General features: G+C 53.1%; 32 protein-coding genes. 20 read left to right on the forward strand and 12 right to left on the reverse strand.

The genetic code is table 11. The features are described from left to right. Positions 1 to 4: 4 nt before the first annotated feature. The 8 genes from IV433_RS03575 to IV433_RS26270 are packed head-to-tail and all read left to right on the forward strand — an operon-like array spanning position 5 to position 6,220. The gene (locus tag IV433_RS03575; protein WP_229893196.1) at positions 5 to 673 is read left to right on the forward strand and encodes a FliM/FliN family flagellar motor switch protein; all 669 of its coding nucleotides are present in this window, start codon (positions 5 to 7) and stop codon (positions 671 to 673) included. Then, positions 666 to 1,055 (forward strand): flagellar motor switch protein FliN, encoded by a 390-nt coding sequence (gene fliN / locus IV433_RS03580; RefSeq protein WP_195813045.1) that lies wholly within the window; start codon positions 666 to 668, stop codon positions 1,053 to 1,055. Before IV433_RS03575 ends, fliN begins: the two co-directional genes overlap by 8 nt. Next, positions 1,052 to 1,825 carry a flagellar type III secretion system pore protein FliP gene (gene fliP, locus IV433_RS03585; protein WP_195813046.1) on the forward strand — a complete coding sequence of 258 codons (774 nt, stop codon included), beginning with the start codon at positions 1,052 to 1,054 and terminating at the stop codon, positions 1,823 to 1,825. Before fliN ends, fliP begins: the two co-directional genes overlap by 4 nt. Further along, positions 1,825 to 2,097, forward strand: a complete 273-nt coding sequence (fliQ, locus tag IV433_RS03590; protein ID WP_195813047.1) for a flagellar biosynthesis protein FliQ — start codon at positions 1,825 to 1,827, stop codon at positions 2,095 to 2,097. Before fliP ends, fliQ begins: the two co-directional genes overlap by 1 nt. Then, positions 2,097 to 2,870: a flagellar biosynthetic protein FliR gene (fliR, locus tag IV433_RS03595; RefSeq protein ID WP_195813048.1), complete on the forward strand. Its 774-nt coding sequence runs from the start codon at positions 2,097 to 2,099 to the stop codon at positions 2,868 to 2,870. Before fliQ ends, fliR begins: the two co-directional genes overlap by 1 nt. Continuing rightward, a complete protein-coding gene (flhB, locus tag IV433_RS03600; protein WP_195813049.1) occupies positions 2,870 to 4,003 on the forward strand; it encodes a flagellar biosynthesis protein FlhB in 1,134 nt (377 codons plus the stop codon). The genes fliR and flhB overlap by 1 nt, the downstream gene beginning before the upstream one ends. Further along, a complete protein-coding gene (locus tag IV433_RS03605) occupies positions 3,990 to 6,086 on the forward strand; it encodes a flagellar biosynthesis protein FlhA (RefSeq protein WP_195813050.1) in 2,097 nt (698 codons plus the stop codon). Before flhB ends, IV433_RS03605 begins: the two co-directional genes overlap by 14 nt. After that, complete coding sequence (locus tag IV433_RS26270; protein WP_255533954.1) at positions 6,086 to 6,220, forward strand: hypothetical protein; 135 nt, start codon at positions 6,086 to 6,088, stop codon at positions 6,218 to 6,220. The genes IV433_RS03605 and IV433_RS26270 overlap by 1 nt, the downstream gene beginning before the upstream one ends. A 17-nt stretch (positions 6,221 to 6,237) precedes the next feature. Here IV433_RS26270 and IV433_RS03610 read toward each other — a convergent pair whose 3' ends face one another. Continuing rightward, positions 6,238 to 7,269 (reverse strand): lysozyme inhibitor LprI family protein, encoded by a 1,032-nt coding sequence (locus IV433_RS03610; RefSeq protein WP_195813051.1) that lies wholly within the window; start codon positions 7,267 to 7,269, stop codon positions 6,238 to 6,240. 316 nt (positions 7,270 to 7,585) lie between these two features. Between IV433_RS03610 and IV433_RS03615 the strand changes: the two genes are divergently transcribed. Together IV433_RS03615 and IV433_RS03620 are read left to right on the forward strand one after the other, a co-directional pair. Further along, complete coding sequence (locus IV433_RS03615) at positions 7,586 to 7,915, forward strand: NirD/YgiW/YdeI family stress tolerance protein (protein ID WP_195813052.1); 330 nt, start codon at positions 7,586 to 7,588, stop codon at positions 7,913 to 7,915. A 145-nt stretch (positions 7,916 to 8,060) separates the two neighbouring features. Next, the gene (locus IV433_RS03620; protein ID WP_195813053.1) at positions 8,061 to 8,597 is read left to right on the forward strand and encodes a GNAT family N-acetyltransferase; all 537 of its coding nucleotides are present in this window, start codon (positions 8,061 to 8,063) and stop codon (positions 8,595 to 8,597) included. A 23-nt stretch (positions 8,598 to 8,620) separates the two neighbouring features. Here IV433_RS03620 and IV433_RS03625 read toward each other — a convergent pair whose 3' ends face one another. Continuing rightward, complete coding sequence (locus IV433_RS03625) at positions 8,621 to 9,502, reverse strand: LysR substrate-binding domain-containing protein (protein WP_195813054.1); 882 nt, start codon at positions 9,500 to 9,502, stop codon at positions 8,621 to 8,623. Between the two features lie 108 nt (positions 9,503 to 9,610). Here IV433_RS03625 and IV433_RS03630 point away from each other — a divergent pair, with 108 nt between their 5' ends. The 4 genes from IV433_RS03630 to IV433_RS03645 all read left to right on the forward strand — a co-directional run bounded on the left by IV433_RS03630 (position 9,611) and on the right by IV433_RS03645 (position 11,822). Beyond that, positions 9,611 to 10,201 (forward strand): nuclear transport factor 2 family protein, encoded by a 591-nt coding sequence (locus IV433_RS03630; protein WP_195813055.1) that lies wholly within the window; start codon positions 9,611 to 9,613, stop codon positions 10,199 to 10,201. Between the two features lie 90 nt (positions 10,202 to 10,291). Continuing rightward, on the forward strand, positions 10,292 to 10,891 hold the full coding sequence (gene tehB, locus IV433_RS03635) for a tellurite resistance methyltransferase TehB (RefSeq protein WP_195813056.1): 600 nt from the start codon (positions 10,292 to 10,294) through the stop codon (positions 10,889 to 10,891). A 250-nt stretch (positions 10,892 to 11,141) separates the two neighbouring features. Beyond that, positions 11,142 to 11,555 (forward strand): hypothetical protein, encoded by a 414-nt coding sequence (locus IV433_RS03640; protein ID WP_152326743.1) that lies wholly within the window; start codon positions 11,142 to 11,144, stop codon positions 11,553 to 11,555. Between the two features lie 75 nt (positions 11,556 to 11,630). Continuing rightward, a complete protein-coding gene (locus IV433_RS03645; RefSeq protein ID WP_101078180.1) occupies positions 11,631 to 11,822 on the forward strand; it encodes a cytochrome c oxidase subunit II in 192 nt (63 codons plus the stop codon). Positions 11,823 to 11,890: 68 nt separating this feature from the next. Here the strand turns inward: IV433_RS03645 and IV433_RS03650 are convergent, their stop codons facing one another. The 7 genes from IV433_RS03650 to IV433_RS03680 all read right to left on the reverse strand — a co-directional run bounded on the left by IV433_RS03650 (position 11,891) and on the right by IV433_RS03680 (position 19,935). Beyond that, complete coding sequence (locus IV433_RS03650) at positions 11,891 to 13,309, reverse strand: gamma-aminobutyraldehyde dehydrogenase (RefSeq protein ID WP_195813057.1); 1,419 nt, start codon at positions 13,307 to 13,309, stop codon at positions 11,891 to 11,893. A 12-nt stretch (positions 13,310 to 13,321) separates the two neighbouring features. After that, positions 13,322 to 14,128, reverse strand: coding sequence for an ABC transporter permease (locus IV433_RS03655; RefSeq protein ID WP_195813058.1), 807 nt, complete (start codon positions 14,126 to 14,128; stop codon positions 13,322 to 13,324). Continuing rightward, a complete protein-coding gene (locus tag IV433_RS03660) occupies positions 14,118 to 15,050 on the reverse strand; it encodes an ABC transporter permease (protein WP_195813498.1) in 933 nt (310 codons plus the stop codon). The genes IV433_RS03655 and IV433_RS03660 overlap by 11 nt, the downstream gene beginning before the upstream one ends. 15 nt (positions 15,051 to 15,065) lie before the next feature. Then, positions 15,066 to 16,088 carry an ABC transporter ATP-binding protein gene (locus IV433_RS03665; protein ID WP_195813059.1) on the reverse strand — a complete coding sequence of 341 codons (1,023 nt, stop codon included), beginning with the start codon at positions 16,086 to 16,088 and terminating at the stop codon, positions 15,066 to 15,068. A 154-nt stretch (positions 16,089 to 16,242) separates the two neighbouring features. Continuing rightward, positions 16,243 to 17,382, reverse strand: a complete 1,140-nt coding sequence (gene ydcS, locus IV433_RS03670) for a putative ABC transporter substrate-binding protein YdcS (protein ID WP_195813060.1) — start codon at positions 17,380 to 17,382, stop codon at positions 16,243 to 16,245. Between the two features lie 34 nt (positions 17,383 to 17,416). Further along, complete coding sequence (locus IV433_RS03675) at positions 17,417 to 18,880, reverse strand: gamma-aminobutyraldehyde dehydrogenase (protein WP_195813061.1); 1,464 nt, start codon at positions 18,878 to 18,880, stop codon at positions 17,417 to 17,419. Positions 18,881 to 19,026: 146 nt separating this feature from the next. Then, positions 19,027 to 19,935, reverse strand: coding sequence for a LysR substrate-binding domain-containing protein (locus tag IV433_RS03680; RefSeq protein WP_104925231.1), 909 nt, complete (start codon positions 19,933 to 19,935; stop codon positions 19,027 to 19,029). A 389-nt stretch (positions 19,936 to 20,324) separates the two neighbouring features. Between IV433_RS03680 and IV433_RS03685 the strand changes: the two genes are divergently transcribed. Both IV433_RS03685 and IV433_RS03690 read left to right on the forward strand, forming a co-directional pair. Then, positions 20,325 to 20,594 carry a type II toxin-antitoxin system TacA family antitoxin gene (locus IV433_RS03685; RefSeq protein WP_195813499.1) on the forward strand — a complete coding sequence of 90 codons (270 nt, stop codon included), beginning with the start codon at positions 20,325 to 20,327 and terminating at the stop codon, positions 20,592 to 20,594. A gap of 3 nt (positions 20,595 to 20,597) precedes the next feature. After that, positions 20,598 to 21,122 carry a GNAT family N-acetyltransferase gene (locus IV433_RS03690; protein WP_195813062.1) on the forward strand — a complete coding sequence of 175 codons (525 nt, stop codon included), beginning with the start codon at positions 20,598 to 20,600 and terminating at the stop codon, positions 21,120 to 21,122. Positions 21,123 to 21,187: 65 nt separating this feature from the next. On the opposite strand, the gene IV433_RS03695 is transcribed toward IV433_RS03690, so the two are convergent. Next, positions 21,188 to 21,619 carry an OsmC family protein gene (locus IV433_RS03695; RefSeq protein WP_195813063.1) on the reverse strand — a complete coding sequence of 144 codons (432 nt, stop codon included), beginning with the start codon at positions 21,617 to 21,619 and terminating at the stop codon, positions 21,188 to 21,190. A 146-nt stretch (positions 21,620 to 21,765) separates the two neighbouring features. Here IV433_RS03695 and IV433_RS03700 point away from each other — a divergent pair, with 146 nt between their 5' ends. After that, positions 21,766 to 21,945 carry a DUF2158 domain-containing protein gene (locus tag IV433_RS03700; protein WP_195813064.1) on the forward strand — a complete coding sequence of 60 codons (180 nt, stop codon included), beginning with the start codon at positions 21,766 to 21,768 and terminating at the stop codon, positions 21,943 to 21,945. Positions 21,946 to 22,031: 86 nt separating this feature from the next. On the opposite strand, the gene metQ is transcribed toward IV433_RS03700, so the two are convergent. Both metQ and IV433_RS03710 read right to left on the reverse strand, forming a co-directional pair. After that, positions 22,032 to 22,844, reverse strand: a complete 813-nt coding sequence (gene metQ / locus IV433_RS03705; RefSeq protein WP_195813065.1) for a methionine ABC transporter substrate-binding lipoprotein MetQ — start codon at positions 22,842 to 22,844, stop codon at positions 22,032 to 22,034. Between the two features lie 707 nt (positions 22,845 to 23,551). Further along, on the reverse strand, positions 23,552 to 24,763 hold the full coding sequence (locus tag IV433_RS03710; RefSeq protein ID WP_195813066.1) for an MFS transporter: 1,212 nt from the start codon (positions 24,761 to 24,763) through the stop codon (positions 23,552 to 23,554). A 433-nt stretch (positions 24,764 to 25,196) separates the two neighbouring features. Between IV433_RS03710 and tssD the strand changes: the two genes are divergently transcribed. The 3 genes from tssD to IV433_RS03725 are packed head-to-tail and all read left to right on the forward strand — an operon-like array spanning position 25,197 to position 26,461. Then, entirely contained in the window at positions 25,197 to 25,682 is a 486-nt protein-coding gene (gene tssD, locus IV433_RS03715) for a type VI secretion system tube protein TssD (RefSeq protein WP_195813067.1), read from the forward strand. Between the two features lie 6 nt (positions 25,683 to 25,688). Next, the gene (locus tag IV433_RS03720) at positions 25,689 to 26,129 is read left to right on the forward strand and encodes an STM2901 family protein (RefSeq protein WP_165059866.1); all 441 of its coding nucleotides are present in this window, start codon (positions 25,689 to 25,691) and stop codon (positions 26,127 to 26,129) included. Beyond that, the gene (locus IV433_RS03725; RefSeq protein ID WP_195813068.1) at positions 26,123 to 26,461 is read left to right on the forward strand and encodes a DUF1493 family protein; all 339 of its coding nucleotides are present in this window, start codon (positions 26,123 to 26,125) and stop codon (positions 26,459 to 26,461) included. The genes IV433_RS03720 and IV433_RS03725 overlap by 7 nt, the downstream gene beginning before the upstream one ends. Positions 26,462 to 26,493: the final 32 nt, after the last annotated feature.

Here is a 26,493-nt window from a genome sequence, read left to right on the forward strand (position 1 = left end):
TGAAATGGACTCTTTTCAAAAGTATTCGCAAATCATGTCTACCCGGCTGGGTAATATCGCGTTTCAGATTGAACGCCCTTTACTGCTGAATATTTTGCATGATTATTACGGGCTGGCAAAAGAATCGATGGGACCGGAAGAGATCATTTCTGCGCCGGTCACCAAAACGGAAGAACGTTTAAAGAATAAACTCGGGCTGGAACTGGCTGAATTTATTCTTAATGACACGTTATTCAGCGAACCGCTGGATATTAAAAATGACTATAACGCCCTGATCGGCCACTGGTCATACCGGATTACATTTGCGCTGGAAGGATATCAGGACGGCAGCTTTTCCCTGCTGCTCGACGGCCACCATATCGATGCCCTGCTGGCCGCGTTATGCAGCTCGCAGGATACGCTGGCGCGCAAGCCGGAGAACTTCACGACGCGGCAGCTGGAAACCATGGTCTCGACCCTGCCGCTGCAACTGACCGGCCATCTGGCCAGCGTGGCCATGACGGTCGCACAGCTTTCGGCGCTGAAAACCGGCGACGTGTTGCCGATTTCGTTGCCGGACTGTTTCCCGCTGCACGTCGGTTCACAGCCCTTGTTTAATGCCGTGGTGTCTGAAGACCGCGGCAGACTTTTCTTCTCAGAATTTACCGACAGGATTAACGATCAACATGACTGACCATCAGGATGACTTGCCGCAGGATCTCGACCTGAATTTCGATTTGAGTGACACCCTCGCACCGGCGATGCCTGCTTCCGCTGCCCGGTCCGGCGGCATGAGTGAATCTGAACTTTTCGAGAAAAAGCGCAAACTTTCACTGTTCAGCCGCATTCCGGTGACGCTGACGCTGGAAGTCGCCTCCGTAAATATTTCACTGGCGGACCTGATGGCCGTGAATAACGAGTCCGTTATCGAGCTGGACAAAATGGCCGGTGAACCTCTGGATATCAAAGTGAACGGTATTTTGTTCGGCAAGGCCGAAGTCGTGGTGCTTAACGATAAATACGGCCTGCGCATTATTGAATTCAACAACAAAGAACTGGGTGAACTGGCGTTATGAACCCGGTACTTTTCTTCCGTTTTTCCCGGAGCGGCGGGCTGATTGCCCTGCTGCTCGGCGGCCTGTTTTTCATGCCCGTGGCGCAGGCCGCCGGTGACGGCCTGACGCTTTTCAGTACGGCAAATACGGCGACCGGACAGGATTACAACGTCAAAATCGAAATTCTGATCCTCATGACGCTGCTCGGGCTTATCCCGATCATGGTGCTGATGATGACCAGTTTTACGCGGTTTATCATCGTGCTGGCCGTTATGCGTCAGGCGCTCGGTTTGCAGCAAAGTCCGCCCAATAAAGTCCTTACCGGCATCGCGCTGGCGCTAACCATGCTGGTGATGCGCCCCGTCGGGCTGCATATCTACAACGAATCTATCGTGCCTTTTCAGAATGACCAGATCACGCTGAAAGTCGCGCTGGCCACCGCCACGGTGCCGTTAAAACGTTACATGCTCGCCAATACCAGTACCAAAGCGCTCGAGCAAATCATGACTATCGCCAAAGTCGAAGGCGCGGCGGAAGATCAGGATCTGACCATCGTGGTGCCCGCTTTTGTGCTCAGCGAGCTGAAAACGGCCTTCCAGATTGGCTTTATGATTTACATCCCGTTTCTGGTTATCGACCTGATTGTCGCCAGTATTCTGATGGCAATGGGGATGATGATGCTGTCACCACTGATTGTTTCGCTGCCGTTCAAGCTGATGCTGTTCGTGCTGTGTGACGGCTGGTCGCTGGTGGTCGGTACGCTGACCAGCAGTATTCAGGGGCTGGGATAATGATGACTCTCGACGTCGCCGGCGACATTGTGGCGCAGGGCGTAAAACTGGTGCTGATCATTTCGATGGTCGCGATAGTGCCGAGCCTGGTTGTCGGGCTGATTGTGGCGGTTTTTCAGGCCACCACGCAGATTAATGAACAAACGCTGAGCTTCCTCCCACGTCTGGTGACGACCCTGACCGTGCTGATTTTCGCCGGAAAATGGATGCTGACCCAACTGATCGACTTCGCCCAGCTGATTTTTCAGCAGGCTGCGCATCTGGCCGGCTGATGGGTATCGACGTCCGCGAGTTATTCGCCCCGCTGCTGGCCGGTTTTCTGCCGTTTGTCCGCATTCTGGCTTTTCTGCATTTCTGCCCGGTACTGGACCAAAAATCCGTGTCACGCCGCGTGCGCGTGGCGGTGGCACTGGCGCTGACCGCCGTGATCTCGCCAATGCTGCACAATGTTGTGGTGCTGACCGCCCTGCTCTCGGTGCAAACATTTCTGCTCGTGGGCGAACAGATCCTGTGGGGATTTATGTTTGGCGCGATCCTGCAATGGGTTTTCATCGCACTGCAAACCGCCGGGCATATTTTGTCTTTCAACATGGGGCTGGGCATGGCGGTGATGAATGACCCGGGCAACGGCGTCTCGACCACGGTGATTGCGCAGATGATTTTTATTTTCTGCGTGCTGATGTTTTTCTCCCTGGACGGGCACCTGCTGCTGGTCACCATTCTCTATAAAGGTTTTACTTTCTGGCCGATTGGTCACGCCATCAGCGATCTGACCCTGCGAACCGTAGTCAGCGGCGTGGGCTGGCTGATTTCCGGCGCATTGCTGCTGGCGATGCCGACCGTATTTATCATGATGATCGTGCAGGGCGTTTTCGGACTGCTGAACCGTGTTTCTCCGGCGCTGAACCTGTTTTCGCTCGGTTTCCCGATCAGCATGCTGTTCGGGCTGTTTTGTATCGGCCTGCTGGTCAGCAATATGCCTGATCACTATCTGCATCTGACCAATGACGTGCTGGCGCAGTTAGACCGGCTGCGGGAGGCCTGATGGCGGAGAGCAGCGGCGATAAAAGCGAAAAGGCCACGCAGGGCAAGCTGAAAAAAGCGCGCCAGAAAGGCGATATTCCGCGTTCAAAAGATGTCACGGTGGCGGTGGGTTTAATCGCGTCTTTCATGACGCTCGGCGCATTTCTGCCTTACTACAAAAGCCTGATTGCCGCGTCGTTTGTTGCGGTCGGGCAGATGGCTGACCGGCTCAATGACGACGGTGCTCTGCATCAGTTTATGCTCACGCATGTGCTGATCCTCATGAAGTTTATCCTGACGCTGGTGCCAGTGCCGCTGGCGATGATTCTCGGCAGCCTGATCCCCGGCGGCTGGCAGTTTACGCTGTCAAAACTCAAACCCGACTTCAAGAAAATCAGCCCGCTGAGCGGCATAAAACGACTGGTTTCGCCCAGCCATTTTACCGACGTGCTGAAGATGATCGCCAAGTGCGCCGTGCTGCTGGCCGTACTTTACAACACGGTGCAGAGCGAACTGCCTGACCTGCTTTCCCTGCAAACGCTCTGGCTGCGTCAGGCCGTGAACCACGGTTTGCTGATGTACAAAGACATCATGCTGACGTTCGTGTTAATCATCGCGGCTTTCGCGGTGATCGACATTCCGCTGAGCAAGTTCCTGTTCTCCAAAAAGATGCGCATGACCAAGCATGAGGTGAAGGAGGAACATAAAAACAATGACGGCAACCCGCAAATCAAGGGGCGGATCCGCCAGTTACAGCGGCAGATGGCCATGGGACAAATCAATGTCACCGTGCCGGATGCCGACGTCATTATTACTAACCCGACCCATTTTGCCGTGGCGCTGAAATATGACGCCGACCGCGCCGCAGCGCCTTACATCGTTGCGAAAGGGGTCGACGAAGTCGCGTTGTATATCCGCGAAGTGGCGCTTAAAAATCAGGTGGAAATCGTTGAGTTTCCGCCGCTCGCCCGTTCCATTTATCACACCACGCGGGTAAATCAGCAAATTCCCGCACCGTTGTATGCAGCCATCGCCCATGTGCTGACTTACGTGATGCAACTGAAATCCTGGCGTGCCGGTCAGGGAGAAAAACCGGCGCTGAACACCCGGATCCCTATTCCGAAAGAGGTACTGGAAACTCATGGCAAGTCCTGACATTAAAGGCATCATCCCGATGCTGAAAAAAGCCAACGTCGGTGTACCGATACTTCTGCTGAGTATGCTGGCAATGGTCATTTTGCCGCTGTCGCCAATGGTGCTCGATATTCTGTTCACCTTCAATATCGTGCTGGCGGTCATGGTGCTGCTGGTCAGCGTGAACAGCAAACGGCCGCTGGATTTCGCGCTATTCCCGACCATTTTGCTGATCACCACGCTGATGCGTTTGTGTCTGAACGTCGCGTCAACCCGCGTGGTGTTGCTCAACGGGCATGAAGGCGCGGGCGCTGCCGGTCAGGTGATTGAAGCCTTCGGCCAGGTGGTGATCGGCGGCAACTTTGTCGTCGGTTTCGTGGTTTTCGTCATCCTGATGATCATCAACTTTGTGGTGGTGACCAAAGGTGCCGAACGTATTTCGGAAGTGTCAGCACGCTTTACCCTCGACGCCCTGCCCGGTAAACAGATGGCAATTGACGCCGACCTGAATGCCGGATTGATCAATCAGGAAGAAGCCCGCCAGCGCCGCAAAGACGTCGCGAACGAAGCTGATTTCTACGGCGCGATGGACGGGGCATCCAAGTTCGTGCGCGGGGACGCCGTCGCCGGGATCATGATCCTGGTGATTAACGTCATCGGCGGGATTTGCATCGGTATTTTCAAGCACGGTCTGGACGCCAGTCACGCCTTCGAACTGTATGTGCTGCTGACCATCGGTGACGGTCTGGTTGCGCAGATCCCTTCCCTGCTGCTCGCCACCGCAGCGGCGATTATCGTGACGCGCGTCAGTGACGGCGGCGAGATGTCCGATGACATCAAAAAACAGCTGCTGGCAAAACCTGCGACGTTGTATACCGCCGCCTTCGTGATGTTTATTCTGGCCGTCGTACCGGGCATGCCGCATGTGGTCTTTCTGGTGTTCACCGCCCTGCTGCTGTTCACCGCGTGGCAGCAAAGCAAGAAGGTAAAACAGGCGACGCCGGTTACTGACATGGCCGCCATTGCCGAAGTGCTGGAAGACCCGGAAGGGCAAGCCGTTTGCTGGCAAAGCATTCCGGTGATTGAGCCGATTGGCCTCAATCTTGGCTACAAGCTGGTCACACTGGTGGATAAATCTAAAGGCAGCCCCCTGACGCAGCGTATGCGCGGCGTGCGCCAGGTGGTGTCTGAAACCAGCGGTGTTTTGCTGCCGGAAATCTGCATTCGTGAAAACTTCCGCCTGAAACCGGCGCAGTACGCCATTCACATCAACGGGATCCGCAGCGCGCTGGGCGAAGTTCACGCCGACCGGCTGATGGCTATTCCTACCGCCGAACAGTACGGCGAAGTCGACGGCGTGATGGATATCGACCCCGCCTGGGGGCTGGCGGTGGTGTGGATCACGCCGGACCAGAAAGCACGCGCGCTTAATCTGGGTTATCAGGTGGTGGATTGCGCCAGCGTGGTCGCCACGCATGTGAATAAAATTGCGCGGGAAAGCCTGCCCGAACTGTTCAACTATGACGACATTACGCTGCTCAATGAGCGTCTTTCGCAACTGGCTCCAAAACTGGCAGAAGACCTGAACAGCAGCTTGAATTTCAGCCAGCAGCTGCGCATTTACCGAATTCTGCTCACCGAACAGGTGTCGCTGAAAGATATCGTCACCATCGCCACCACGCTGGTGGAAAGCGCCGCCGTGACCAAAGATCCGCTGCTTTTGGCCTCTGACGTGCGTTATGCCCTGCGTCGCGCCATCATTGCTTCGATGACGCAGGACAAAAAAGCGCTTTCGGCCTTCACGCTGGATAATCAGGTGGAAAATCTGCTGCTCAGCGCGCTGAATCAGGCCCAGCAGGCGGGGAAAGTCAGTCTCGACAGTTTCCCGGTTGACCCGAATATTCTGACCCAACTGCAAACCAATATGCCGGTGATCCTCGAGACACTGAAAGCGCAGAATCAGTCACCTTGTCTGCTGGTTGCGCCACAGTTGCGGCCGCTTCTGGCCCGGTACGGGCGTTTGTTTGCAGCCGGTCTGAACGTGCTTTCTTATAACGAAGTGCCGGATGATGTGGATCTGAAAATTGTCGGGCAGCTCAGCTGATGATCAGCAAAAAGTGGCGGCGTGCCCTCTCCTTACCGGTGGCGGCGCATCTGGCCGTGATAACAGGCGGATTTTTACTGAGAGTGGCCGTCGTGCTGGGATTGCTGTGGTGGCCGGGCAGTATGTTGTTCTGACTGCCCGGCGCTGAAGATTATTTCTGTGAGGGGACGATTTCCGGAGCATCCGGGAAGTTCAGCCACCAGGTCGAGAGGGATTTTGGAATGGCTGACTTGTCGGCTTCGGTCGTCACGTAACCAATCTTCACTTTACCCGCAGAAGTTGGTTCGATGCGCAGCGCCCAGATTTGTCCTTCAGCGGTATAACGAATCATCGCCGCTTTGCGGTTCGCCATCCCTTTCACGGTCAGCGTCATGACCGTGGCACCCTGATTATCCAGATCGTCACTGTACGTGTAGGTATTGGCCGTTTTGACATACTCGGCGTAATCCTGTCCCACCAGCGCGCGAAATTTCTGATCCAGCGCCTCGGTCGGAAAAATGCCCAGCGAAAGTAAGGTTGCCGGAGGACGGGGATCGGTTTCTCCGCGCACATACACGCCGTCGACCGCGATACCTTCCGGCAGGAAAAGCTTGCAGCCAAAGTCAGTATTGCTGGCAACCTCAAGGGTTCCGTCCGGACGCGGGATCATCAGTAATTTACAACCGCTGGCATCTTTCAGATCGTCCACCAGACCGACGCCGTAATAAAGTCGCCCTTCTCCGCTGAGCGAGACTTTGTTCACGCCCGCCCACGACGTGGCATTCAGTTCATAGCCCCAGCGCGATACCCGCGAAACCGTTAGCATGCCGCCGCTGCCGTTGGGCGCGGTTTTATTCCACCATTTGCCTTCCATGCTTTGGTTGCGGTCGACCTGCGCCAGCGAACTTAACCCCAGTAAATAAGCGCGCTGAATGCAGCTGTCACTGACACAACTGCTGCGTGCACGTTGCCATTCCTGTTGCTGTTTCCAGATACTTTGCGGGTTTTTCACCACTTCAGTCTGATAAATCCAGTTCAGATTATGATCCAGCCAGCGCAGTTCCGGGCTGCTGCACAGCGTGTTTTCCACCAGCGTGGCTGCCCGCTGGCAGTTAATCGCCATCGCAGGCAAGGCTAGCCCGGTCAGAGAAAGCAGTAAAAGTATGCGCAGCACGGAGTATAACGAGATATTCTTTGAGGGCATTGTTTGAGCCTGATTGATATGACTGGCGTATGATAAATCAAAACCAAAAAGCGCTTTTGCTGGAATTAAACGTTCTCTTAATACAGAACAAATTTCGGGCAAACAGGGCTACTCCTTTAGGGGTATTTTCCGCTATCGGATTATCGTTTGCGTCGGATAAATCCAATATTCACGATAGAAATCTCTGATAATTCCCCCGCAGGATTAACTTACATTCTGTTCAGGATTAGAATCCGCTTCCGCCGTAAACCGGTTGCTTTTGCTCATTGTCATACCGGTTCGGAATAGCATTCCCGCAGGGAAGGATGGATCCTTAATGGTTAAAAAAAGTGCATTACTTATTTTCTTGTTTCCCATGATTGCCCTGGCAAATCATTCACATACCCGTGAAGTCACCGTGGCACAGGCCAAAACACTGCGCGACGATGCACGGGTGATGCTGACAGGAAAAATTATCAGCTACGCCGGAGACGACGACCGCTACTGGTTCCAGGACAGCACGGGCAAAATCCGCATCGACGTGGACGATGATGACGACGACGATGAACGCAGATTAATCGGCAAAACCGTGCATATTATCGGTGATGTGGATAAAGATGACGGTCGCGTAGAAATCGATGTCGACCACGTTGTAGTCGGTAATTAATTTCCCCCCTTCATCAGTAACCCGCGTATTACCCTGACCTTATTGTTGGGAGATAATAATAAGGTCACTTATTCCTTACAAACAGTGGCAGAGTTCTCCGCTCAGGCTAAGATTTATTTCAGCTAACGGGAGGAAAACGTTCACTATGCTCATCGAAACATCGCGGTTATTGCTCCGGCCGGTTGAGGCCAAAGATGTCCATTCCCTTTTCGCGATCTATGGCGACCCGCAGACTCATCAGTTCAATCCGCGCGGCCCCTATCCTGACCTTGAATATGCCCGTGAAAAACTGAACGGCTGGCTGCGCGAATGGCCCGATTATGGGTTCGGACACTGGGCTGTTGCGCTGAATACGCAGCCGGACAACATTATCGGGTTTGGCGGGCTAAGCATTCGTGAAGGCTACGAAAATCACCGGGTGTTTCTCGGTTACCGGTTCGCCACATCCGCGTGGGGAAAAGGGCTGGCGACCGAATTCGCCAGCGCGGCGCTGAATTCCGGGTTCGAGCATTTTGGGATCCCGCAGATTTCCGCCACCGTGCGTGAAAATCATCTGGCGTCACAGCGCGTTCTGGAAAAAATCGGTATGCAGAAAGTCGGTTTTCAGGGCGATCCGGTTCACGGTGTCGGCAGTTATATTTTCCGGCAGACAAACCACCAGACCGGAAGGCGCGGAAATTAACGCCATACCGGCGGCAGGATCCGTCACAACGCCGGGAGCGCCATCTCAAGATAAGCCGTGACCGCATGACCCGGCTCTGAGACGCGACTGATGATTACCAGGTTCGCCATCATCTCCGGCGCATCAAGACGGCGGTAGAGCAGACCGGGAATATTCACCTGCTGAACCGGCGCGGGGATCAGCGCCAGCCCGAGCCCGGCGGCGGCAATCGCCAGCACGCTCAGGGTGCTGCCGGAACGGTGCGCAACGCGGAACTTATCGCCCAGTTGCTTCGCAAACATGAGATAGACGTGCTCGTGCGTGTCGTGGGCGTCGTACAAAATCAGCGGCTGCTCCGCGAGCATCTCAAGGGTGATGCAGGCGTATGCCGCCAGCGGATGATCGTCCGTCAGCGCCACCATAATTTCCCAGCTTCCGGCCTTTTGCACCCGGATGGCAGCGACGGACGTCGTGCTGTTATCCGGCGTGTAGCCAATATCCAGTTGTCCGGCGAGGATCGCTTCCACCTGTTTTTGCGGCGCGACTTCCTGAATCACAATCTCCGCATCGGGATAAGCTTTATGGAAACGCCGTAAATCGCTGGTCATTTTACCGCTGAAAATGGCATTGCCCGCGAATCCGACCCTGACGCGCCCGGTTTCCCCGCGCAGGGAGCGCTCAACGGTCAGCCGGGTATGTTCTACCTGATCCAGCGTACGCTGTGCTTCTGCCCGCAGCAGAATCCCGGCTTCCGTGAGTTCTACGTGGCGGCTGGTGCGGATAAATAATGCGCCGCCCAGTTCGGCTTCCAGCGCTTTGATTTGCATACTTAACGCGGGCTGAACAATGTTAAGCCGTTCAGCCGCACGGCCAAAATGCCGTTCTTCGGCGACGGCCAGAAAGTACCTCAGATGACGCAAATCCATAATCGCTCCATCAATCATTAAAATTGATTGTTCAGTCAAATCTATATATTTGAGTTTAACGCCTCTCACGACCAAACTGAACACCGTCAACCTACAGGAGTCACCGAAATGCAAAATCAACTTGAAGACCGTCAGCAACTTAATGATCTGATGAATGGCTGGATGCACCGCGATCTGGGTAACTGGGAAGGGCTTCGCAATTTATTCCACCCGGACGGCACGATTGAAATCACCTGGTTTGAAGGACTGGCGAGCGATTTTGTCGATGGCTCAATGCGTATGGGCGCGTCGGATTTGCGCACCAAACACCTCATCGCACAACCCGCCGTCACGTTTAATGCCAGCGGAAACAAAGCGATTCTGGAAACCAACGCGATAATCATGGGCGAAAACGTAAAACTAAATCTGGGCTGTGAATGCCATAACCGTTTTTACGATCTGGCCGAAAAACGCGACGGCGTCTGGAAACTCTTCCACCGTCAGAGTGTTTACGATATGGGTACATTCACTTTCCCGCTGGGCCCGGTGGAAATAGACCAGGGCGTCGTGACGAAGTATCCGCGTGAATATGCCGCACTGGCTTATCTGCTGGAAAAAAGCGGTTTCCCGCTGAGCCGCATCTTTGCCACACGTGGCAGTGAACTGGAACAAAAAATGAAAGCCAGCGCGAAGGCCTGGCTGGCGGTGTATGCGTTTTAGTCGATAAAGCTGATCACTAAGGGTAATGGTGCCGGAGTCATTTTGGAGGATAATAGCGGATATTCGATTCACTATTAGAGGAAACCAGGGATGACTCAGCCCATTGCGCACGAAGATTATTACACCGAAAAATACGGCCTGACCCGCACGCACTCTGAAATCATCAACGCCACAAATTATGTCCAGCCGGGCAAAGCGCTGGATTTAGGCTGCGGCAGCGGGCGTAACTCGCTTTATCTGAATCTGAAAGGTTTCGACGTCACCGGTTGGGATCACAACGCGATGAGCGTCGCAAAAGTGAATGAAATCATCGCTGCGGAATCACTGCAAAACATCGCAATGAGCGAGGCGGATCTTAATTCACACCGTTTCAGCGGCGAGTACGATTTCATTTTCTCCACCGTGGTGATGATGTTCCTGGAACGAGACAGCATCCCGCACATCATCGAAGATATGCACGCGGCGACAAAGTCCGGCGGCTACAACCTGATTGTCGCGGCCATGGACAGCCCGGATTATCCGTGTCCGTTGCCTTTCCCGTTTACCTTCAAACCGGAAGAATTGCGTAATTATTACGAAGGCTGGGAAATCGTTAAATACAACGAAGACGTCGGCGAACTGCATAAACGCGACGAAAACGGCAACCGTTACAAACTGCGTTTTGCCACGCTGCTGGCGAGAAAGCGTTAATTAAGCATTAAAACGTTTATTGCCAAAAAAGAGCCGACAGAGAAATCTCCGGCTCTTTTTTATTTCCGTTTACGCTGCGCAATTTAGGACTTCCTTTAACCTGTTCCACTCTTTCAGCAGCGTGAACAATCTTGCCAGAATGTCGAAGTGTGTGTGATAATACGCCGCGTTATTTGCGACAAAAACAACGTAAAATCAAATTGTTAGGGTTTTTACGGCTATTGAGCGATGTGTAACAAAGCATCCGGAGATGGCTTCTATCTATCGTTTACTGCCGCAGCGGCAACATTCAGAGACATCTATGAACTGGGACGTAATGAAGTGGTTGATTGGTATTTATCTGGGCTGTTTTTTGGGTCTTCTCAAAATGGCCTATTCAGATCCCAAATTCTACCTTGATTATATTGATAAAAAATTCTCGTACGTCTGCTACACCTGTTTCATTGTTTGTGGCGCGCTATGGGCCGGTCTCTTTTTATCCCGTGGCTATGTCATGGACAACATTGATTTAATTTCTGAACAACAGACATTAATAGATAAAGAATATAATTACGTCACTTCTTATCTGCTTTCCATGATCATCGGCTCCGGAATTTCGTTCGCGGCCAGCATTCTGTTTATCGACATTGCCCGCAAAAAAATCGCGGCGTCCGGCGAGGCATAACGCCCGCACGCCGGCTTCGGGAATAGATTCAATAATATGAGCTATCATTAGGGTTTAACTGATGAGGGCTCATACATGACTTCAGTTGCCAGTCTGACCGGCGGGATAATATTCATACTCATCGCGATTGTGATGATCTGGATACTGTTCCGAAACCACCGAAGCAAGACCAACAGCAAGTTGCTGACTCCCGGCAACTGCTTACTCGCTGCCCTGACGGTCGTCTCGTTCATTATCGCCATCATATTCCTGAGCAGTTCATCGTAGACTCCGCTTCAGAAACGCAAAAAGGCCGCCCGATGGCGGCCTTCTGCATTTGAATAATCAACGCCTTCTCAGTGTTTTATCATCACATGCCTGATCGCCGTGTAATCCTCCAGCCCGTACACCGACATGTCTTTGCCGTAGCCGGATTGTTTCTGGCCGCCGTGTGGCATTTCGCTGACCAGCATGAAGTGCGTATTCACCCAGGTGCATCCGTATTGCAGGCGGGCGCTGAGGCGGTGCGCGCGGCCGATGTTTTGCGTCCAGACTGACGAAGCCAGCCCGTAGTTTGACTCGTTGGCCCAGTCGAGAACCTGCTCTTCGGTATCGAACTCCGTCACGCTGACGACGGGGCCAAACACTTCGCGCTGAACAATTTCATCTTCCTGCCGCGCGCCTGCCAGTACCGTGGGCTGGAAGTAATACCCTTCGCCGGAGACACGTTCGCCGCCGGTCACGACCTCAATATGCGGCACCCGTTTTGCGCGCTGCACAAAACCTTCGACACGTTCGAGATGCGCCGCAGAAACCAGCGGGCCCATTTCGCTGTTTTCATCGGTGCCTAATTTCAGCGTGGAAACCGCTTCACCCAGTGCTGCGACCAGCCGGGCATAAACGCCTTTCTGCGCGTAAATGCGGCAGGCGGCGGTACAGTCTTGCCCGGCATTGTAGAAACCAAAGGTGCGCACGCCTTCCACCACCTGGTCGATATCCGCATCATCAAATACAATCACCGGCGCTTTGCCGCCGAGTTCCATATGCGTACGTTTGATGCCGCTGGTGGCCTGCGCAACAATTTTTTCGCCCGTTGCGACCGAACCGGTCAGGGAAATCATGCGGACTTTATCGTGATGCGTCAGCGCGTTACCCACCGTCTGACCGTCGCCAAACAGCACGTTCAGCACGCCAGCCGGGAAGAGATCCTGTGCCAGTTCGCCCAGTTTCAGCGCCGTCAGTGGCGTGATTTCGGAAGGTTTGATCACCACGCAGTTGCCCGCCGCCAGTGCGGGCGCGATTTTCCACGCCGCCATCATCAGCGGATAGTTCCACGGCGCGATAGATGCCACCACGCCCAGCGGATCGCGGCGGATCATCGACGTATGTCCGGCCAGATATTCCCCGCTGGTCAGACCGTTCAGGCAACGGCTGGCACCGGCGAAATAGCGAAACACGTCGGCCACCGCCGGGATCTCATCGCCCAGCGCCAGATGATACGGTTTCCCGCAGTTCAGGGACTCGAGTTTTGCCAGCGCTTCGGCGTTGGCTTCGATGCGACCGGCCAGCGCCAGCAGCAGTTCGGCGCGGGTTTTCGGCGTGGTTTGTCCCCACTGCGTGAATGCGCGATGCGCCAGATCGACGGCCTGTTTGGTCTGCTGCTCGCTGGCCTGCGCCAGGCGCACAATTTCCTGTCCGTTATGCGGGTTGAAAACCGGCAATGACGCCCCTTCTCCGGCAACCAGCTCACCATTAATCAGCATGTTCGTTTGCATCATTTTTCCTTATTATTTGCCGTCACCGGCCACATCAGACCCGTTTCTTGTCAGATACCACGCCCCTAAAATCGGGAACATGGTCAGTACCATCAGGCTCAGCGCGACGACGTTCGTCACCGGCACTTCACGCGGCCTGCCCAGCTGATTGAGCAGCCAGATCGGTAATGTCCGTTCGTGCCCGGCGGTGAATGTCGTCACTATGATTTCATCGAAAGACAGCGCGAACGCCAGCATTCCGCCCGCCAGCAGCGCCGTGCTGAGGTTGGGCAAAATGATGTAGCGAAAGGTCTGCCAGCCGTCCGCCCCGAGATCCATCGACGCCTCAATCAGGCTGTGCGTAATCCGCCGGAAGCGCGCAATCACGTTGTTATAAACAATCACCATGCAAAACGTGGCGTGGCCGATAACAATCGTCAGCATGCCCGGTTCGATCTGCGCGGCGTGAAAGGCGTTGAGCAGCGCCAGCCCGGTAATGATCCCCGGCAGTGCGATCGGCAACATGAACAATAATGTGATGCTGTTTTTGCCGTAGAAATTCCGGCGATACAGTGCCGCAGCCGCCAGCGTGCCCAGTGCCATCGCGATAATCGTGGCGTAGCAGGCGATTTGTACCGAGAGCCAGACGGCGTCGAGAATGTCGTGACGCCCGGCCGCCACGGCGAACCAGTGCAGCGTGAAGCCTTTCGGTGGAAAACTGAACGCTGCGTCTTCGGTGTTAAAGGCGTAGACGGCAATAATCAGCAGCGGGAAATGCAGGAAAACCAGCCCGCCCCACGCGGAAAGTTTCAGTAACCAGGGTGCGCGTTTAGAGTGCATCGAAAGCCCCCAATCGTTTAACCATCGACAGATAAAGCGCGATCAGCACGATAGGCACCAGCGTAAACGCCGCAGCCATTGGCATATTGCCGATCGAACCTTGTTGTGAATACACCATGTTGCCGATGTAATACCCCGGCGGCCCCACCAGTTGCGGGATGATGTAATCGCCCAGCGTCAGCGAGAAAGTGAAAATCGACCCGGCGGCAATGCCCGGCACCGCCAGCGGAAAAATCACGTAGCGCAGCGTCTGCCACGGCTTGGCGCCTAAATCTTCCGATGCCTGGATCAGCGACGGCGGCAGGCGTTCGAGCGCGGCCTGAATCGGCAAAATCATAAACGGCAGCCAGATGTAGACGAAGACCCAGAAGCGGCCAATCCCGGACGTCGACAACGTATTCCCGCCAATCCCCGGCAGGCTCAGCACCGCCGCCAATAACGGCTCCAGCCCGAGATGTTCCAGGAACCATTGCAGCACGCCGCCTTTGGAAAGCAGCAGCGTCCACGCATAGGCTTTGACGATATAGCTCGCCCACATCGGCATCATAATGGCGATATAAAAGAACGCCTTTTTCTTGCCGGTAATGTAGCGCGCCATGTAATACGCAATCGGAAACGCCAGCACCGCGCTGAAAAATGACACCAGCAGCGCCATCGTCACGGTGCGGATAATGATGTCGGCATTCACCGGATCAAACAGCGCCCGCAAGTTGGCCAGCGTCAGCGTATTGGATACCGTCATGGTGAAGTCGTCGAAGGTATAAAAACCCTGCCACAACAGCGCAAACAGCGAGCCTAAATACACCGCGCCGAACCACAGCAGCGGCGGCACCAGCAGCAGCGCCAGATAAAATCCGGGGCGGCGATGCAGGAATGTCACCAGCGCCCGGCCACGCCGCGATCGCTTCTCGTAAGGAGTCATGCTGATATCCATCGTTTAACCCTCAAGCAGCGCCACCATGGCATCTTTGTCCCAACAGGCCACCACCGGTTGCCCCTGATGGAAGGTGTTTTTCACGCTGACCGAAAGGTTATTTGCCTCACTGACAAACAGCTTTTCACCGCCTTCGAGCGCCAGTTCGTAGCGCGTTGCGGCGCCATGGAAATGAATATCTTTGAGAATGGCGCTGACCTGCACCGTATCCGTTCCGGCCACCGGTTGCGGCGTCAGGCGGATATGTTCCGGGCGGATGGAACGGCTGCCGGAAAGGCCGGTGAGTTTGAGGGAGAGATCAGAGGTGAGCACGTTCGCGGTGCCAACAAACTGCGCGACAAACGCAGTGCGCGGGTTGAGATACAGCTCGCGCGGCGTATCGACCTGTTCGATGCGGCCATTGTTGAACACGGCGACGCGATCCGACATTGACAGCGCTTCGCTCTGATCGTGGGTAACAAAAATAAAGGTGATACCCAGCTCACGTTGCAGCTTTTTCAGCTCGCCCTGCATCTGCTCCCGCAGTTTGAGATCCAGCGCGCCGAGCGGTTCATCGAGCAACAACACGCCCGGCTGATTCACCAGCGCCCGTGCCAGCGCCACGCGCTGACGCTGGCCGCCGGACAAAAATGCCGGTTTACGGGAGGCGGTAAAACCGAGCGCCACGCGTTCCAGCGCTTCCATCGCCTTGTGCGTTCGCTCCTTTTTCCCCACGCCTTTGACCATCAGGCCATAAGCGACGTTATCGAGCACCGTCATGTGAGGAAACAGAGCGTAATCCTGAAAAACGGTATTCACGTCGCGCTCATACGGCGCGAGCTGCGACGCTTCCTGCCCGTGAATGCGGATGGACCCTGATGTCAGCGTTTCAAAACCTGCGATCAGACGCAGGCAGGTTGTTTTCCCCGAGCCCGAAGGCCCGAGCATAGAAAAGAACTCGCCGTCCTGAATATCAATGGACACATTATCGACGGCTTTCACATCCCCGAATAAACGGGAAACATTGATGAACTGTACGGCAGGCATAAAGTGCTCCTGGATGTTTTCACCGAAACCAAACGCAAAATCATTTGAGTTGTATCAAGGCGGCAACTGAGTGAATCCCCGGGAGCTTACTGAAGTAAGTGACCTGGGTTCGCGAACGCAGCCAACGCAGAGACGGCTCAAAGGATGAAGCGGATTATCTGCCGCCCATGATGGCGATATAGTCTTGTGTCCAGCGGCTGTAAGGAACGAATTTCCCGCCTTCGGCCTGCGGCGTTTTCCAGAAGGAAATGGACGCAAACTTATTGAAACCGTTGGTTTCGCAGCCTTCCGCGCCTAAGAGCGGGCTGGCTTTGCATCCGGCCGGAACTGCGGGCACGGAACCAAACCACGCGGCAACGTCGCCCTGCACTTTTGGCTCAAGCGACCAGTTCATCCACTGATACGCACAGTTCGGATGCTCAGAATCGGCAGCTAACATGGTGGTATCCGCCCAGCCGGTGACGCCCTCTTTCGGGAACACGGTGGCAATCGGCTGTTTCTCGCCTTTCAGCGCATTGGCCTGATACGGCCATGAAGAGCTGGCAACCACGCCTTCGTTTTTGAAGTCACTCATCTGCACCGACGCATCGTGCCAGTAGCGGTGGATCAGCGGATGTTGCGCGCGCAGCAGTTTCAGCACGGCGGCATATTGGGTTTCATTGAGCTGGTACGGATCGTCGATTTTCAGATCCGGCTGGGTGCTTTTCAGATACAGCGCGGCATCCGCGATGGCGATCGGGCCGTCATACGCCTGCACGCGTCCCTGATTCGGTTTGCCATCCGGCAGATTTTGCGCAACGAAAATGACCGCCCAGCTGTCCGGCGCGGTCGGGAAAGTTTTGGTGTTATACATCAGCAGGTTTGGCCCCCACTGATACGGCGTGCCGTACACTTTTCCGCCAACGTTAAACCATGCGCCCTGCGTCAGACGCGGGTCAATACTCTTCCAGTTGGGGATCAGCGCCGGATTAATTGGCTGGACGCGTTTACCGTAAATCAGGCGTAACGACGCATCGCCGGACGCCGTCACCAGGTCATAGCCGCCTTTCGCCATCAGGCTGACCATTTCATCGGACGTTGCCGCGGTTTTCACATTCACCTTGCAGCTGGTTTGCTTTTCAAACTGGGTCACCCAGTCGTAATTTTTGTCGCTTTCACCGCGCTCGATATACCCCGGCCAGGCCACAATATTTAACTGGCCTTCGCCTTTACCCAAACTTGCCGGTGTTTCCGCGGCCAGAGCGGTATTTAAAAAACTCAGCAGGCCCAAACAAATAGCAGATAGCTTTTTCATCGGTTACTCCTGTCCTGTCGTCATAGATATGTTTTTAGAATTGTGGTTTGAACTTCGCCATGATGTGTCTGACTACGCTGTAATCCTGTAATGAATAACTGGAAAGATCGTTGCCGTACCCGGAGCGTTTTAATCCGCCGTGGGGCATTTCGCTGACTAAAGAAAAGTGGGTGTTAATCCAGGTGGTGCCGTATTGCAGGTGGGAAGAGATTTGCATTGCAAGGTCGATATTTTGTGTCCAGACCGACGACGCCAGCCCGTATTCTGATTCGTTCGCCCAGCTGACAACCTGCGCAATAGTGTCGAACCGCGTCACGCTCACGACCGGCCCGAACACTTCGCGCTGGACGATTTCATCACTTTGCAGACAGCCTGCCAGCAGCGTCGGCTGGTAATAAAAACCGGGGCCGGAATGCGACGCTGCGCCGGTAATACGCTCGATGTGCGGCTGGCTCAGCGCCCGCTCTACAAAGCTCGACACGCGATCCCGCTGGCGGCTGCTGATGAGCGGCCCCATAAAGTTTTCGCTGTCGTTTTTGCGCGCGAAAGATAACTGCGAGACCGCCTCGCCCAGTTTTTCTACCAGACGCTCATAAATCCCGGCCTGCGCATACACGCGGCAGGCGGACGTACAATCCTGCCCCGCGTTGTAATATCCCCACTGGCTGACCGCCTCCACCACATCGTCAATATCGGCGTCATTGCACACAATTACCGGCGCTTTACCGCCCAGTTCCAGATGCGTGCGTTTCACGGTTTTGACCGCAGCCTGAAGAATGCGCTGGCCGGTGACGATATCGCCGGTCAGGGAAATCAGACGAACGTGCGGATGGCTGACCAGCGCATTACCGACGCCCTCGCCGCTGCCGGTGATCACGTTAAGCACACCGGGCGGCAGGATTTCCTGTAACGCAGGCAGCAGCGCAAGAATGGTCAGCGGTGTGTGTTCGGAGGGTTTAAAGACCACGGTATTTCCCGCGGCCAGCGCCGGTGCAATCTTCCACGCCGACATCATCAGCGGGTAATTCCACGGCGCAATAGACGCCACCACGCCCAGCGGATCGCGGCGCACCATTGACGTGTGGCCGGGAAGATATTCGCCGGAAAGCTGCCCCTGCTGACATCGCACCGCACCGGCAAAGAAGCGAAAAACGTCGATGGCCGCAGGCAGATCGTCTTTCAGCGCCTGATGCAGCGGTTTTCCGCAGTTAACAGATTCCAGCTGCGCCAGTGACGACGCCTGTTTTTCGATAGCGTCGGCAATGCGCAAAAGCACCGATGCACGTTCAGCCGGCGTGGTGCGTGACCAGCGCAGAAAAGCATTGTTGGCGGCGGTGACGGCCTGATCGACCTGAGAAAGCGAGGTTTCAGCGATTTCGGCAATGACTTCACCGGTGGCGGGATTGAAAATACTTTGCGTGGCGCCCTCGCCGGTCCGGAGGTCGCCGTTAATCGCATGTTTTTCAGAAAAACGGGCAACAAATTCTGCATCCGACATCGCTTACCCCACAGAGAAGACAATCATCGTGAATTAACAAAAATGTTATTTGTTAGTAACAATTCGTCTATTCACATTAGGTAATTTCTCTGAGGGCAACAAATAGCAATTACTGAAGGCTGCATTCGGAAAAAACGAATGCTCCGTTAAGCCGGACGTCGCTTGGCGCTGTTTTCCCGCGCAATGGTGAGAAACGGCGTCACCAGTTCCGGCCGCGCACTGCCACGCCGCCAGGCCAGCCCGATATCCAGCGGTTCGATGGAATCCTCCAGTTTACTGGCTTCGATCATATTGCCTTCCAGCGACCACGCGCGGTACGCCATGTCTGGCTGAACAGACACGCCAAGCCCTGCCGCCACCAGACTGCGCACGGCTTCGGTCGAGGCAGTTTTCATCGCGATATTCGGTTTCAGCCCCGCCCGTGCCCACAGCCGCTGCGCGTGCTTTTCCATTTCATCCACATTGAGCTGGATCAGCGGTTCGTTGGCGATATCCGCCAGCGAAATGCTTTCACGCTCCAGCAACGGATGCAGCGGCGGCAGCCACAAGCGGTAAGAGGAATGGGTCAGCACTTCGGTCTGAAGCGCATCGCGGTCTTCAAGATTTGAGAGGATCAGCACACCGATATCAATTTCGCCGCTGACCAGCAGATGTTCGATGTACTGGCGCTCATCCTCGACGACTTTCACCTCGACGTTAGGGTAATACGCGTTGAACTGCTTGAGTAAATCCACCAGAAAATACCCCGCCACCAGGCTGGTTACGCCCAGCGTGATTTGCCCGGTCACACTTTCGGTACCCAGTTGCAGGCTGCGTTTGGCGTTATCAACGGTTGCGAGGATCAGATACGACTGGCGCAAAAACTGATGCCCCTGATGCGTCAGCGTCATTCCCTTCGCGTGACGGTCAAATAGCCTCGCTTCGGTTTCCACTTCAAGTTGCTGAATCGCCTGGGTTAACGACGATTGCGAAACAAAAGAAGCCTGCGCAGCCGCAGAAATCGAACCGGTCTCAGCGACAGCAATAAAATGGCGGATCTGGCGTAACGTCAACATGGCGCGATCAAGACCTCTACATATAATCGAACGCAATCGCTCAGCATTCGGTTTAAAGGAATGATCAAGTAATGGCAGGCGGCGGATTTTTGTCAAACGGGCGGAGAATTAAGTTTTCGAGGTGTGATGGAAAACAGTAATCCCGCGTTCGAACGGTTACGCGCAAAGGAGTAAGTTACGGCAGTGACTCCGGGTAAAAAATGGACGCACGATCAGGCAATTACACACCAGCAGCAACGGAGAGGACATATCAATTGAAACATTCGCTGATTAAACCTATAGTCAATGTACGGAATAAAACCGTACATACCGCAAGTCTCAATCTTTTTGAATATCTGAAAGCAAATAGCATGGCCGCTGCCTCCGGGTTAGCAGTTGAGGGGTTCATCATGCCAGCACCAAAGAAACAGCGCATCGATCTCAGGTTAAGTAACGACGACAAGAGCGCGATCGAAGAAGCGGCGGCAATGTCCAACCAGACAATTACCCAATTTATGGTTGCCAGCGCTTCTAAACGCGCAGCGGAAGTTATTGAACAGCATCGACGTCTGATCCTAAACAACGAATCGTGGAATCTGGTAATGGATGCAATTAGTAACCCGCCAGTGCTGAATGACAGGCTAAAACGAGCGGCAAAACGTCTTAAAAACATGGAGTAAGACGTGGCTGATTTAACCATTAGAATTTTTTCTGAAGATGACGAATATGATTTATTGGATTTCGATTGTGGCGAAGAGTCTCTGAATAATTTTCTTACCGCTCATCTGGCTCGTCAGCATAAAAACCGGATTTTACGCGCTTATCTGCTCATGACTAAAGAGCCGAAACAAAGAGTCGTCGGCTACTACACGTTGTCCGGAAGTTGTTTTGAAAAGGAAACACTTCCCTCGAATACCCAGAAGCGAAAAGTACCTTATGAAAACGTTCCAGCCATTACCTTAGGCCGTTTAGCGGTTCATAAAGATTTTCAGGGGCAGGAATGGGGCACCACACTTGTCACACATGCGATGAGCGTCGTCTTTCGTGCTTCGAAGGCTGTCGGTGTCCATGCGATGTTTGTGGACGCGCTCGACGAGCGGGCGAAACAGTTCTATCTGAAACTGGATTTCATCTCACTCACCGGTGATAACGCAAATTCGCTTTTCCTGCCGACAAAATCGATAGAAGAATTTTTTGCTGATGAATAATACAAAAGCCACGCAAAAACGCGTGGCTTTGTTCATTTCAAAACGCTGACGTCTTTAGCCCGACATCAGTTTTCCAGCTGATAAGTCAGCGTGATTTCCGCTTTCAGCACCTGTGAAACCGGGCAGCCGGCTTTGGCTTTTTTGATGATTTCGTCAAATTTGTCTTTATCGATACCCGGCAGTTTGATTTTGCTGTCGAGCGCAATCTTAGTAATGGCAAATCCGCCGTCCACTTTATCCAGTGACACATCTGCGACGGTATCGATGCTTTCCGGCGTGTGCCCTGCTTCGCCGAGCATCAGCGATAATGCCATTGAGAAGCACGCAGAATGCGCGGCGCCAATCAGTTCTTCCGGGTTGGTTCCGGCTTTGCCTTCAAAACGGGTATTAAATCCGTACGGCTGATCCTTCAGCGCTCCACTTTCAGACGAGATGTAACCTTTACCGTGTTTAATATCGCCTTCCCAGTGCGCCGATCCTTTCTTATGAATGGTCATGTTTTTCCTCCGGTTTGTATTACATTGGCTATAAGTATAGCTTTAGCGCTGTGATTCGCGAGGATCGCCCGGCTATGCGGCTTCACCGCGGTTTTATCGCAAATCACGGAATTCATTCACCCCCACAAAAATAAAGAGAGACAAACATGTTCAAACCCCAGGATTTGGTTCAGTCAAAAACCGGCGGACCGCAAATGATTGTGCTGCGCGTGGAAGGCGAGACGTTGTGGTGTGCGCGTACGGATGATTTTGCAAAAAAAGAGATCGAAGTGAGCGCTGATTCCGTGAATCTGTATCACTTAGACGGTGATTTCGGCGTTTGCTGAAAACGGCTTTTGATTTTACAGAGACAAAAAAATCCTGAGATTATAAAATCTCAGGATTCAATGATTACTTATTGGCGATTGTATTCTTACCAGCCTTTTACCGCGTCACCGTGATAGATGGCATCGGCCGCCTTAACTGTTGCATCCGTCTGATAAGCCTCAACCAGTTCCTTCACGGCCTGACTGTCTTTGTTATCTTCGCGCGCCACAATAATGTTCACGTAAGGCGAATCTTTGTCTTCCACGAACAAACCGTTTTTGCCCGGCGTCAGGCCAACCTGACCGGAATACGTGGTGTTGATCACCGCCAGTTCAATTTTGTCATCGTCAATTGCGCGGGTCAGCTGCGGGGCTTCAATCTCAACAATCTTGAGATGTTTCGGGTTCTCAATGATATCCAGCGAAGTAGGCAGCAAACCCACGCCGTCTTTCAGTTTAATCAGCCCTTGTTTTTGCAGCAGTAACAGCGAGCGGCCAAGGTTAGTCGGATCGTTCGGTACGGCAACCTGTGCGCCGTCGCTCAGCTGATCGATGGATTTGATTTTGCGGGAATACGCCGCGATCGGGTAAACAAAGGTTTTACCCACTTCTACCAGTTTGTAGCCACGCTCTTTCACTTGTTTGTCGAGATACGGGCGGTGCTGGAAGGAATTGACGTCAATATCGCCGCTGCTCAGTGCAGAGTTAGGCAGCACGAAATCGTTGAAGGTCACCACTTCGACGTCCAGATTGTATTTATCTTTGGCCGTTTTCTTGATGGTTTCCCACATCTGCTGATCGATACCCGCGCTGATGCCCACTTTGATGTGGTTATCTTTGGATTTTTGATCACAAGCCGTCAGCGCCAGAGCGCCAACCAGCGATAACGCCAGGAGTGAAATTTTTATTGCGGTGCGCATGAGGTTTACTCTTTCCGTGAATAAATAAGTGTTCAAATTGAAGCCGTAGCTTTACAGACACAGTGTTTCAAAACGTTTTCACATGAGCAAATACGAAAAAGAAATAACCTAATGCAAAAAGCGGAATTTTTGGCGGACATTTATTCTTAAATTCTATAAAACGGTAACCTGAGTGTTGTTAATTTGTTGTTTAACCTCCACGGGTTTTGTTTCAGTAAAAACAAAACACGGCCTAGGATTAATCTTAAGACCATGTTTTTTATGGTGTATATCATTATCAATAAAATAGGACTACCTTACATTCAATTCCGTCGCCCATGCTGAAACCGTGTCAGGAGAAATAAAATTTACATCGTAAATACAACCACTTGGTGAAGATGTTAAATATCCAATGCAGGGAAAAGAATCAGGGTGCAATTCAACCAAAACCTGCTGAATTTCCTCATCACTCATTAATGGTGAGATGACGGAATCCGAAAACTTAAAGTAGTCTTCAAACATCCACGATATATAGTCCTTTTCGCTCCTCAACACTCTCATATAACGCACTCCCTCCGGTTAAACCCCGTTAAAAAAATAGCAGGGCTGCGAAGTTCATGCGAACAATAATTGAGCTGAAATTGCCTTAAATCAAATAAAGCCCGCCAAAGGCAAGCTTCGGGGAGGTCAGAATCGCTTACGTGGAAAGATTTCCTGATCGCAAACGATCATTCTTTGGCGGAATGCAGCGCAACAGGCTGCGGGCGTGACAGGAAAATGGTGATGCCCGCGAGCAGCGTCAGCGCGCCACCGAGCAGAAACGCACTGCTCACACCGGCGTTGTCCGCGAGGATCCCGCCGAACAGCGCGCCCAGCGCCAGCGAGGTCTGGAATACGCAAACCAGTAACGCCGAACCCGTTTCAAACAATGCGGGCGATGCCTGATAAGTCCAGATATTGAGACACACCGGCAGCGCACCAAACGCCAGGCCCCAGAGGATCACCAGCGCACTGGCCAGCGGCAACGGCAGGTTAAACAGCGACAACGCCAGCACCGAAAGACTCAGCAGCAACATGTTCAGCATGAAAGCTTTCTTCACGCCAAATTCGCGCACGGTGATTTCCGTGGTCAGCGTGCCAATCAGCCCTGCAACCCCGTAGCCCATCAGCAATAACGAAATATCGCTGGCAGGCAGTTTGAGATTAAAGCGCAGCCAGGGTTCGAGATAGGTGTAAGCCGCGAAATGGCCGCCCGCCATAAAGACGCCGATGATAAGCGCATAACGGATCCCCGCCACTTTCGTCACGCCAAGCATTGCGCGCAGTCCGATGGACTGCTGCGCCGGTAAAGAAGGCAGCGCCAGCCATTGCAGCACGAAGAAAACCAGCGCCAGCGCGGAGTTGAGGGTAAACGCCATCCGCCAGCCATAAAGATCGCCGATAAACGCCCCTGCCGGAACGCCCGCCACGGTTCCGACGGCCACGCCGGCGGTGATCAACGAAATGGCGCGTGCGCCCTGCTCTTCTGCCACCAGTCTGCGCCCGGACGGAATAGCAAACGACCAGAAACCGCCGACACCGATGCCGAGAATAATGCGTCCGATCAGCAAAACGTTGAACGATTCGGCCATCACCGCGATACCGTTTGCCAGAATCACTGACGCCGAGAGCAGTAAAAGCAGATTCCGGCGATCCATTTTTTTGGCGAAAAGCATAATCAGCGGCGCAGAAATTGCCGCGATTAATCCCGGCAACATCACCGCCAGCCCGGCGTGGCCTTCCGTCACGCCCAGAGATTGCGCAATCGGCGACAGCAGGCCGATAGGCAGGAATTCAGTGTTAACCAGAACAAAGGTGCCGCAGGCCAGTGAAAAGACCGCCAGCCAGCGGCGAAAAGCAGACGTCTCTGGCCGGGTGTCCAGCGATGAGCACTCAGTCATTATTGTTATCCTTAGTGAGGTGAATTATTACGGACATGTAGTTTGATCGTAATAAAACGTGATCGCCGTCACCGGGTCAAGATTATTTATAACGATCGTTAGGGTATCTCTAATGACCATTTGGACTAAGCCAGAGCCCGCCTGCGATGCGGCTTACAGAGGGATCTTATGCCGCCGGTTTGCAGGGCACATACAGATAACGCGGACAGAAAATCTCTCCACATATAAAGTATGTTGTAACTAAGTTACGTAACGAGCGGATCCCGGCTGGCATCCGCTGAAATGTGCAGAGTAAAAGTTGCTGGTTTCTTCTGGGCTAAGTTATCGATTTTATGTACTACTTTTCTGAAAATAACATTAATAATCAATCACTAATTGTTAATATACACGGGGAAGCATACGGTGTTGTCACACAAACAACAGGGAGTTAAATATGGCTATTCCAGCTTACTTATGGCTCAAAGACGACGGCGGTGCACTGATTAAGGGGTCAGTCGATGTCAGAGGTCGCGAGCACTCAATCGAAATCACATCGTTCAATCATTCCCTCAGTATTCCCACTGATAGTGGCACGGGAAAACTCACGGGTACGCGGGTACATGGAGCAATGCAGGTTGAGAAGGATTTTGATTCCTCCTCACCTTACCTATACAAAGCTGTGGCCACCGGCCAGACCTTGAACTCAGCTGAATTGAAATGGTACTGGATCAATGACGCGGGTCATGAAGTTGAATATTTCAACATGTTCATGGAAGGCGTGAAGATCGTCTCTGTCGTCCCGATGATGCATGACACAAAAGCAGTGATAAATGTTGGCCATAAAGAAGCCATTCAACTGCGCTATCAGAAAATCACATGGAAATATTTGGATGGAAATATCCAGTACAGTGATGCATGGAATGAGCGCATAACCGGGTAACAAAATATGGATACTACCGAACAAACCAGTGGCTACTACTTCAACGGGTTATCTAACTTATCACCAGGGGAACTGTTCTTTTGGGTTTTTCTGGATGAAACCGGCAAACAGGTAGGGATTACCGATTTTGCAAACCTTGCTCTGATTGTTCTCGGCCAGCCCATGAAAGCGACACGCGCCAAACCTCTTGGCGCAACACCTGGGACCTCGATATTAAGTTATCATCTGAGGCAATGGCTTAATATAGAGGTTAAGCAATGGCCTACTCTAACTAACGGGAGTATCCGGCGGTTAAAATTCTCCTACGTAACAAATCTCGGGGCATTTGTTGGCCGATGGATCCCTTTTGTTGGTTGGGTAATACTCGCGGACGATGTTGCTACAATTGCCTGCAAAACCACTAACCGTTTTAACACCATTGCCAATGAGAAAGATCGCCTATGGTAAGTAATGAGGAAATCATAAATTGGTACAATGAGCGTTTTAACAAACCGGGTTATTTCTCTAAAAAACGCTGGCCGGTCACTATTGATACCAGCCTTTCTACCGGCCGTTATGTCTGGGCGTGTGAAACCGGGGACGACATCATGAAAGAATATTTCGAGAAATTCCAGGTTGAACCTCAGGGGTTCGATTTCTTGAAGTACTGGCCAATTGAGGCGTCTGGCCTGTCAATCTTTGCGTTATGCACATGCGGAGATGATTACGAGGAGCCACTACCATTAACGCTCAAAATGTTGGCTGAATCAGCGCGTGCGGGAAAGTGGCTGTATGACTAAAAAATTAAATTTAGTCCTCCCCTCTTATCTGA

Source organism: Rahnella laticis (assembly GCF_015644585.1).
GTDB lineage: Bacteria > Pseudomonadota > Gammaproteobacteria > Enterobacterales > Enterobacteriaceae > Rahnella > Rahnella laticis.

Bases quoted from the DNA above. Each gene is read 5' to 3' on its own strand.
- IV433_RS03575 (WP_229893196.1), top strand. From the start codon at position 5: ATGGACTCTTTTCAAAAGTATTCGCAAATCATGTCTACCCGGCTGGGT.
- fliN (WP_195813045.1), top strand. From the start codon at position 666: ATGACTGACCATCAGGATGACTTGCCGCAGGATCTCGACCTGAATTTC.
- fliP (WP_195813046.1), top strand. From the start codon at position 1,052: ATGAACCCGGTACTTTTCTTCCGTTTTTCCCGGAGCGGCGGGCTGATT.
- fliQ (WP_195813047.1), top strand. From the start codon at position 1,825: ATGATGACTCTCGACGTCGCCGGCGACATTGTGGCGCAGGGCGTAAAA.
- fliR (WP_195813048.1), top strand. From the start codon at position 2,097: ATGGGTATCGACGTCCGCGAGTTATTCGCCCCGCTGCTGGCCGGTTTT.
- flhB (WP_195813049.1), top strand. From the start codon at position 2,870: ATGGCGGAGAGCAGCGGCGATAAAAGCGAAAAGGCCACGCAGGGCAAG.
- IV433_RS03605 (WP_195813050.1), top strand. From the start codon at position 3,990: ATGGCAAGTCCTGACATTAAAGGCATCATCCCGATGCTGAAAAAAGCC.
- IV433_RS26270 (WP_255533954.1), top strand. From the start codon at position 6,086: ATGATCAGCAAAAAGTGGCGGCGTGCCCTCTCCTTACCGGTGGCGGCG.
- IV433_RS03610 (WP_195813051.1), bottom strand. From the start codon at position 7,269: ATGCCCTCAAAGAATATCTCGTTATACTCCGTGCTGCGCATACTTTTA.
- IV433_RS03615 (WP_195813052.1), top strand. From the start codon at position 7,586: ATGGTTAAAAAAAGTGCATTACTTATTTTCTTGTTTCCCATGATTGCC.
- IV433_RS03620 (WP_195813053.1), top strand. From the start codon at position 8,061: ATGCTCATCGAAACATCGCGGTTATTGCTCCGGCCGGTTGAGGCCAAA.
- IV433_RS03625 (WP_195813054.1), bottom strand. From the start codon at position 9,502: ATGGATTTGCGTCATCTGAGGTACTTTCTGGCCGTCGCCGAAGAACGG.
- IV433_RS03630 (WP_195813055.1), top strand. From the start codon at position 9,611: ATGCAAAATCAACTTGAAGACCGTCAGCAACTTAATGATCTGATGAAT.
- tehB (WP_195813056.1), top strand. From the start codon at position 10,292: ATGACTCAGCCCATTGCGCACGAAGATTATTACACCGAAAAATACGGC.
- IV433_RS03640 (WP_152326743.1), top strand. From the start codon at position 11,142: ATGGCTTCTATCTATCGTTTACTGCCGCAGCGGCAACATTCAGAGACA.
- IV433_RS03645 (WP_101078180.1), top strand. From the start codon at position 11,631: ATGACTTCAGTTGCCAGTCTGACCGGCGGGATAATATTCATACTCATC.
- IV433_RS03650 (WP_195813057.1), bottom strand. From the start codon at position 13,309: ATGCAAACGAACATGCTGATTAATGGTGAGCTGGTTGCCGGAGAAGGG.
- IV433_RS03655 (WP_195813058.1), bottom strand. From the start codon at position 14,128: ATGCACTCTAAACGCGCACCCTGGTTACTGAAACTTTCCGCGTGGGGC.
- IV433_RS03660 (WP_195813498.1), bottom strand. From the start codon at position 15,050: ATGACTCCTTACGAGAAGCGATCGCGGCGTGGCCGGGCGCTGGTGACA.
- IV433_RS03665 (WP_195813059.1), bottom strand. From the start codon at position 16,088: ATGCCTGCCGTACAGTTCATCAATGTTTCCCGTTTATTCGGGGATGTG.
- ydcS (WP_195813060.1), bottom strand. From the start codon at position 17,382: ATGAAAAAGCTATCTGCTATTTGTTTGGGCCTGCTGAGTTTTTTAAAT.
- IV433_RS03675 (WP_195813061.1), bottom strand. From the start codon at position 18,880: ATGTCGGATGCAGAATTTGTTGCCCGTTTTTCTGAAAAACATGCGATT.
- IV433_RS03680 (WP_104925231.1), bottom strand. From the start codon at position 19,935: ATGTTGACGTTACGCCAGATCCGCCATTTTATTGCTGTCGCTGAGACC.
- IV433_RS03685 (WP_195813499.1), top strand. From the start codon at position 20,325: ATGCCAGCACCAAAGAAACAGCGCATCGATCTCAGGTTAAGTAACGAC.
- IV433_RS03695 (WP_195813063.1), bottom strand. From the start codon at position 21,619: ATGACCATTCATAAGAAAGGATCGGCGCACTGGGAAGGCGATATTAAA.
- IV433_RS03700 (WP_195813064.1), top strand. From the start codon at position 21,766: ATGTTCAAACCCCAGGATTTGGTTCAGTCAAAAACCGGCGGACCGCAA.
- metQ (WP_195813065.1), bottom strand. From the start codon at position 22,844: ATGCGCACCGCAATAAAAATTTCACTCCTGGCGTTATCGCTGGTTGGC.
- IV433_RS03710 (WP_195813066.1), bottom strand. From the start codon at position 24,763: ATGACTGAGTGCTCATCGCTGGACACCCGGCCAGAGACGTCTGCTTTT.
- tssD (WP_195813067.1), top strand. From the start codon at position 25,197: ATGGCTATTCCAGCTTACTTATGGCTCAAAGACGACGGCGGTGCACTG.
- IV433_RS03720 (WP_165059866.1), top strand. From the start codon at position 25,689: ATGGATACTACCGAACAAACCAGTGGCTACTACTTCAACGGGTTATCT.
- IV433_RS03725 (WP_195813068.1), top strand. From the start codon at position 26,123: ATGGTAAGTAATGAGGAAATCATAAATTGGTACAATGAGCGTTTTAAC.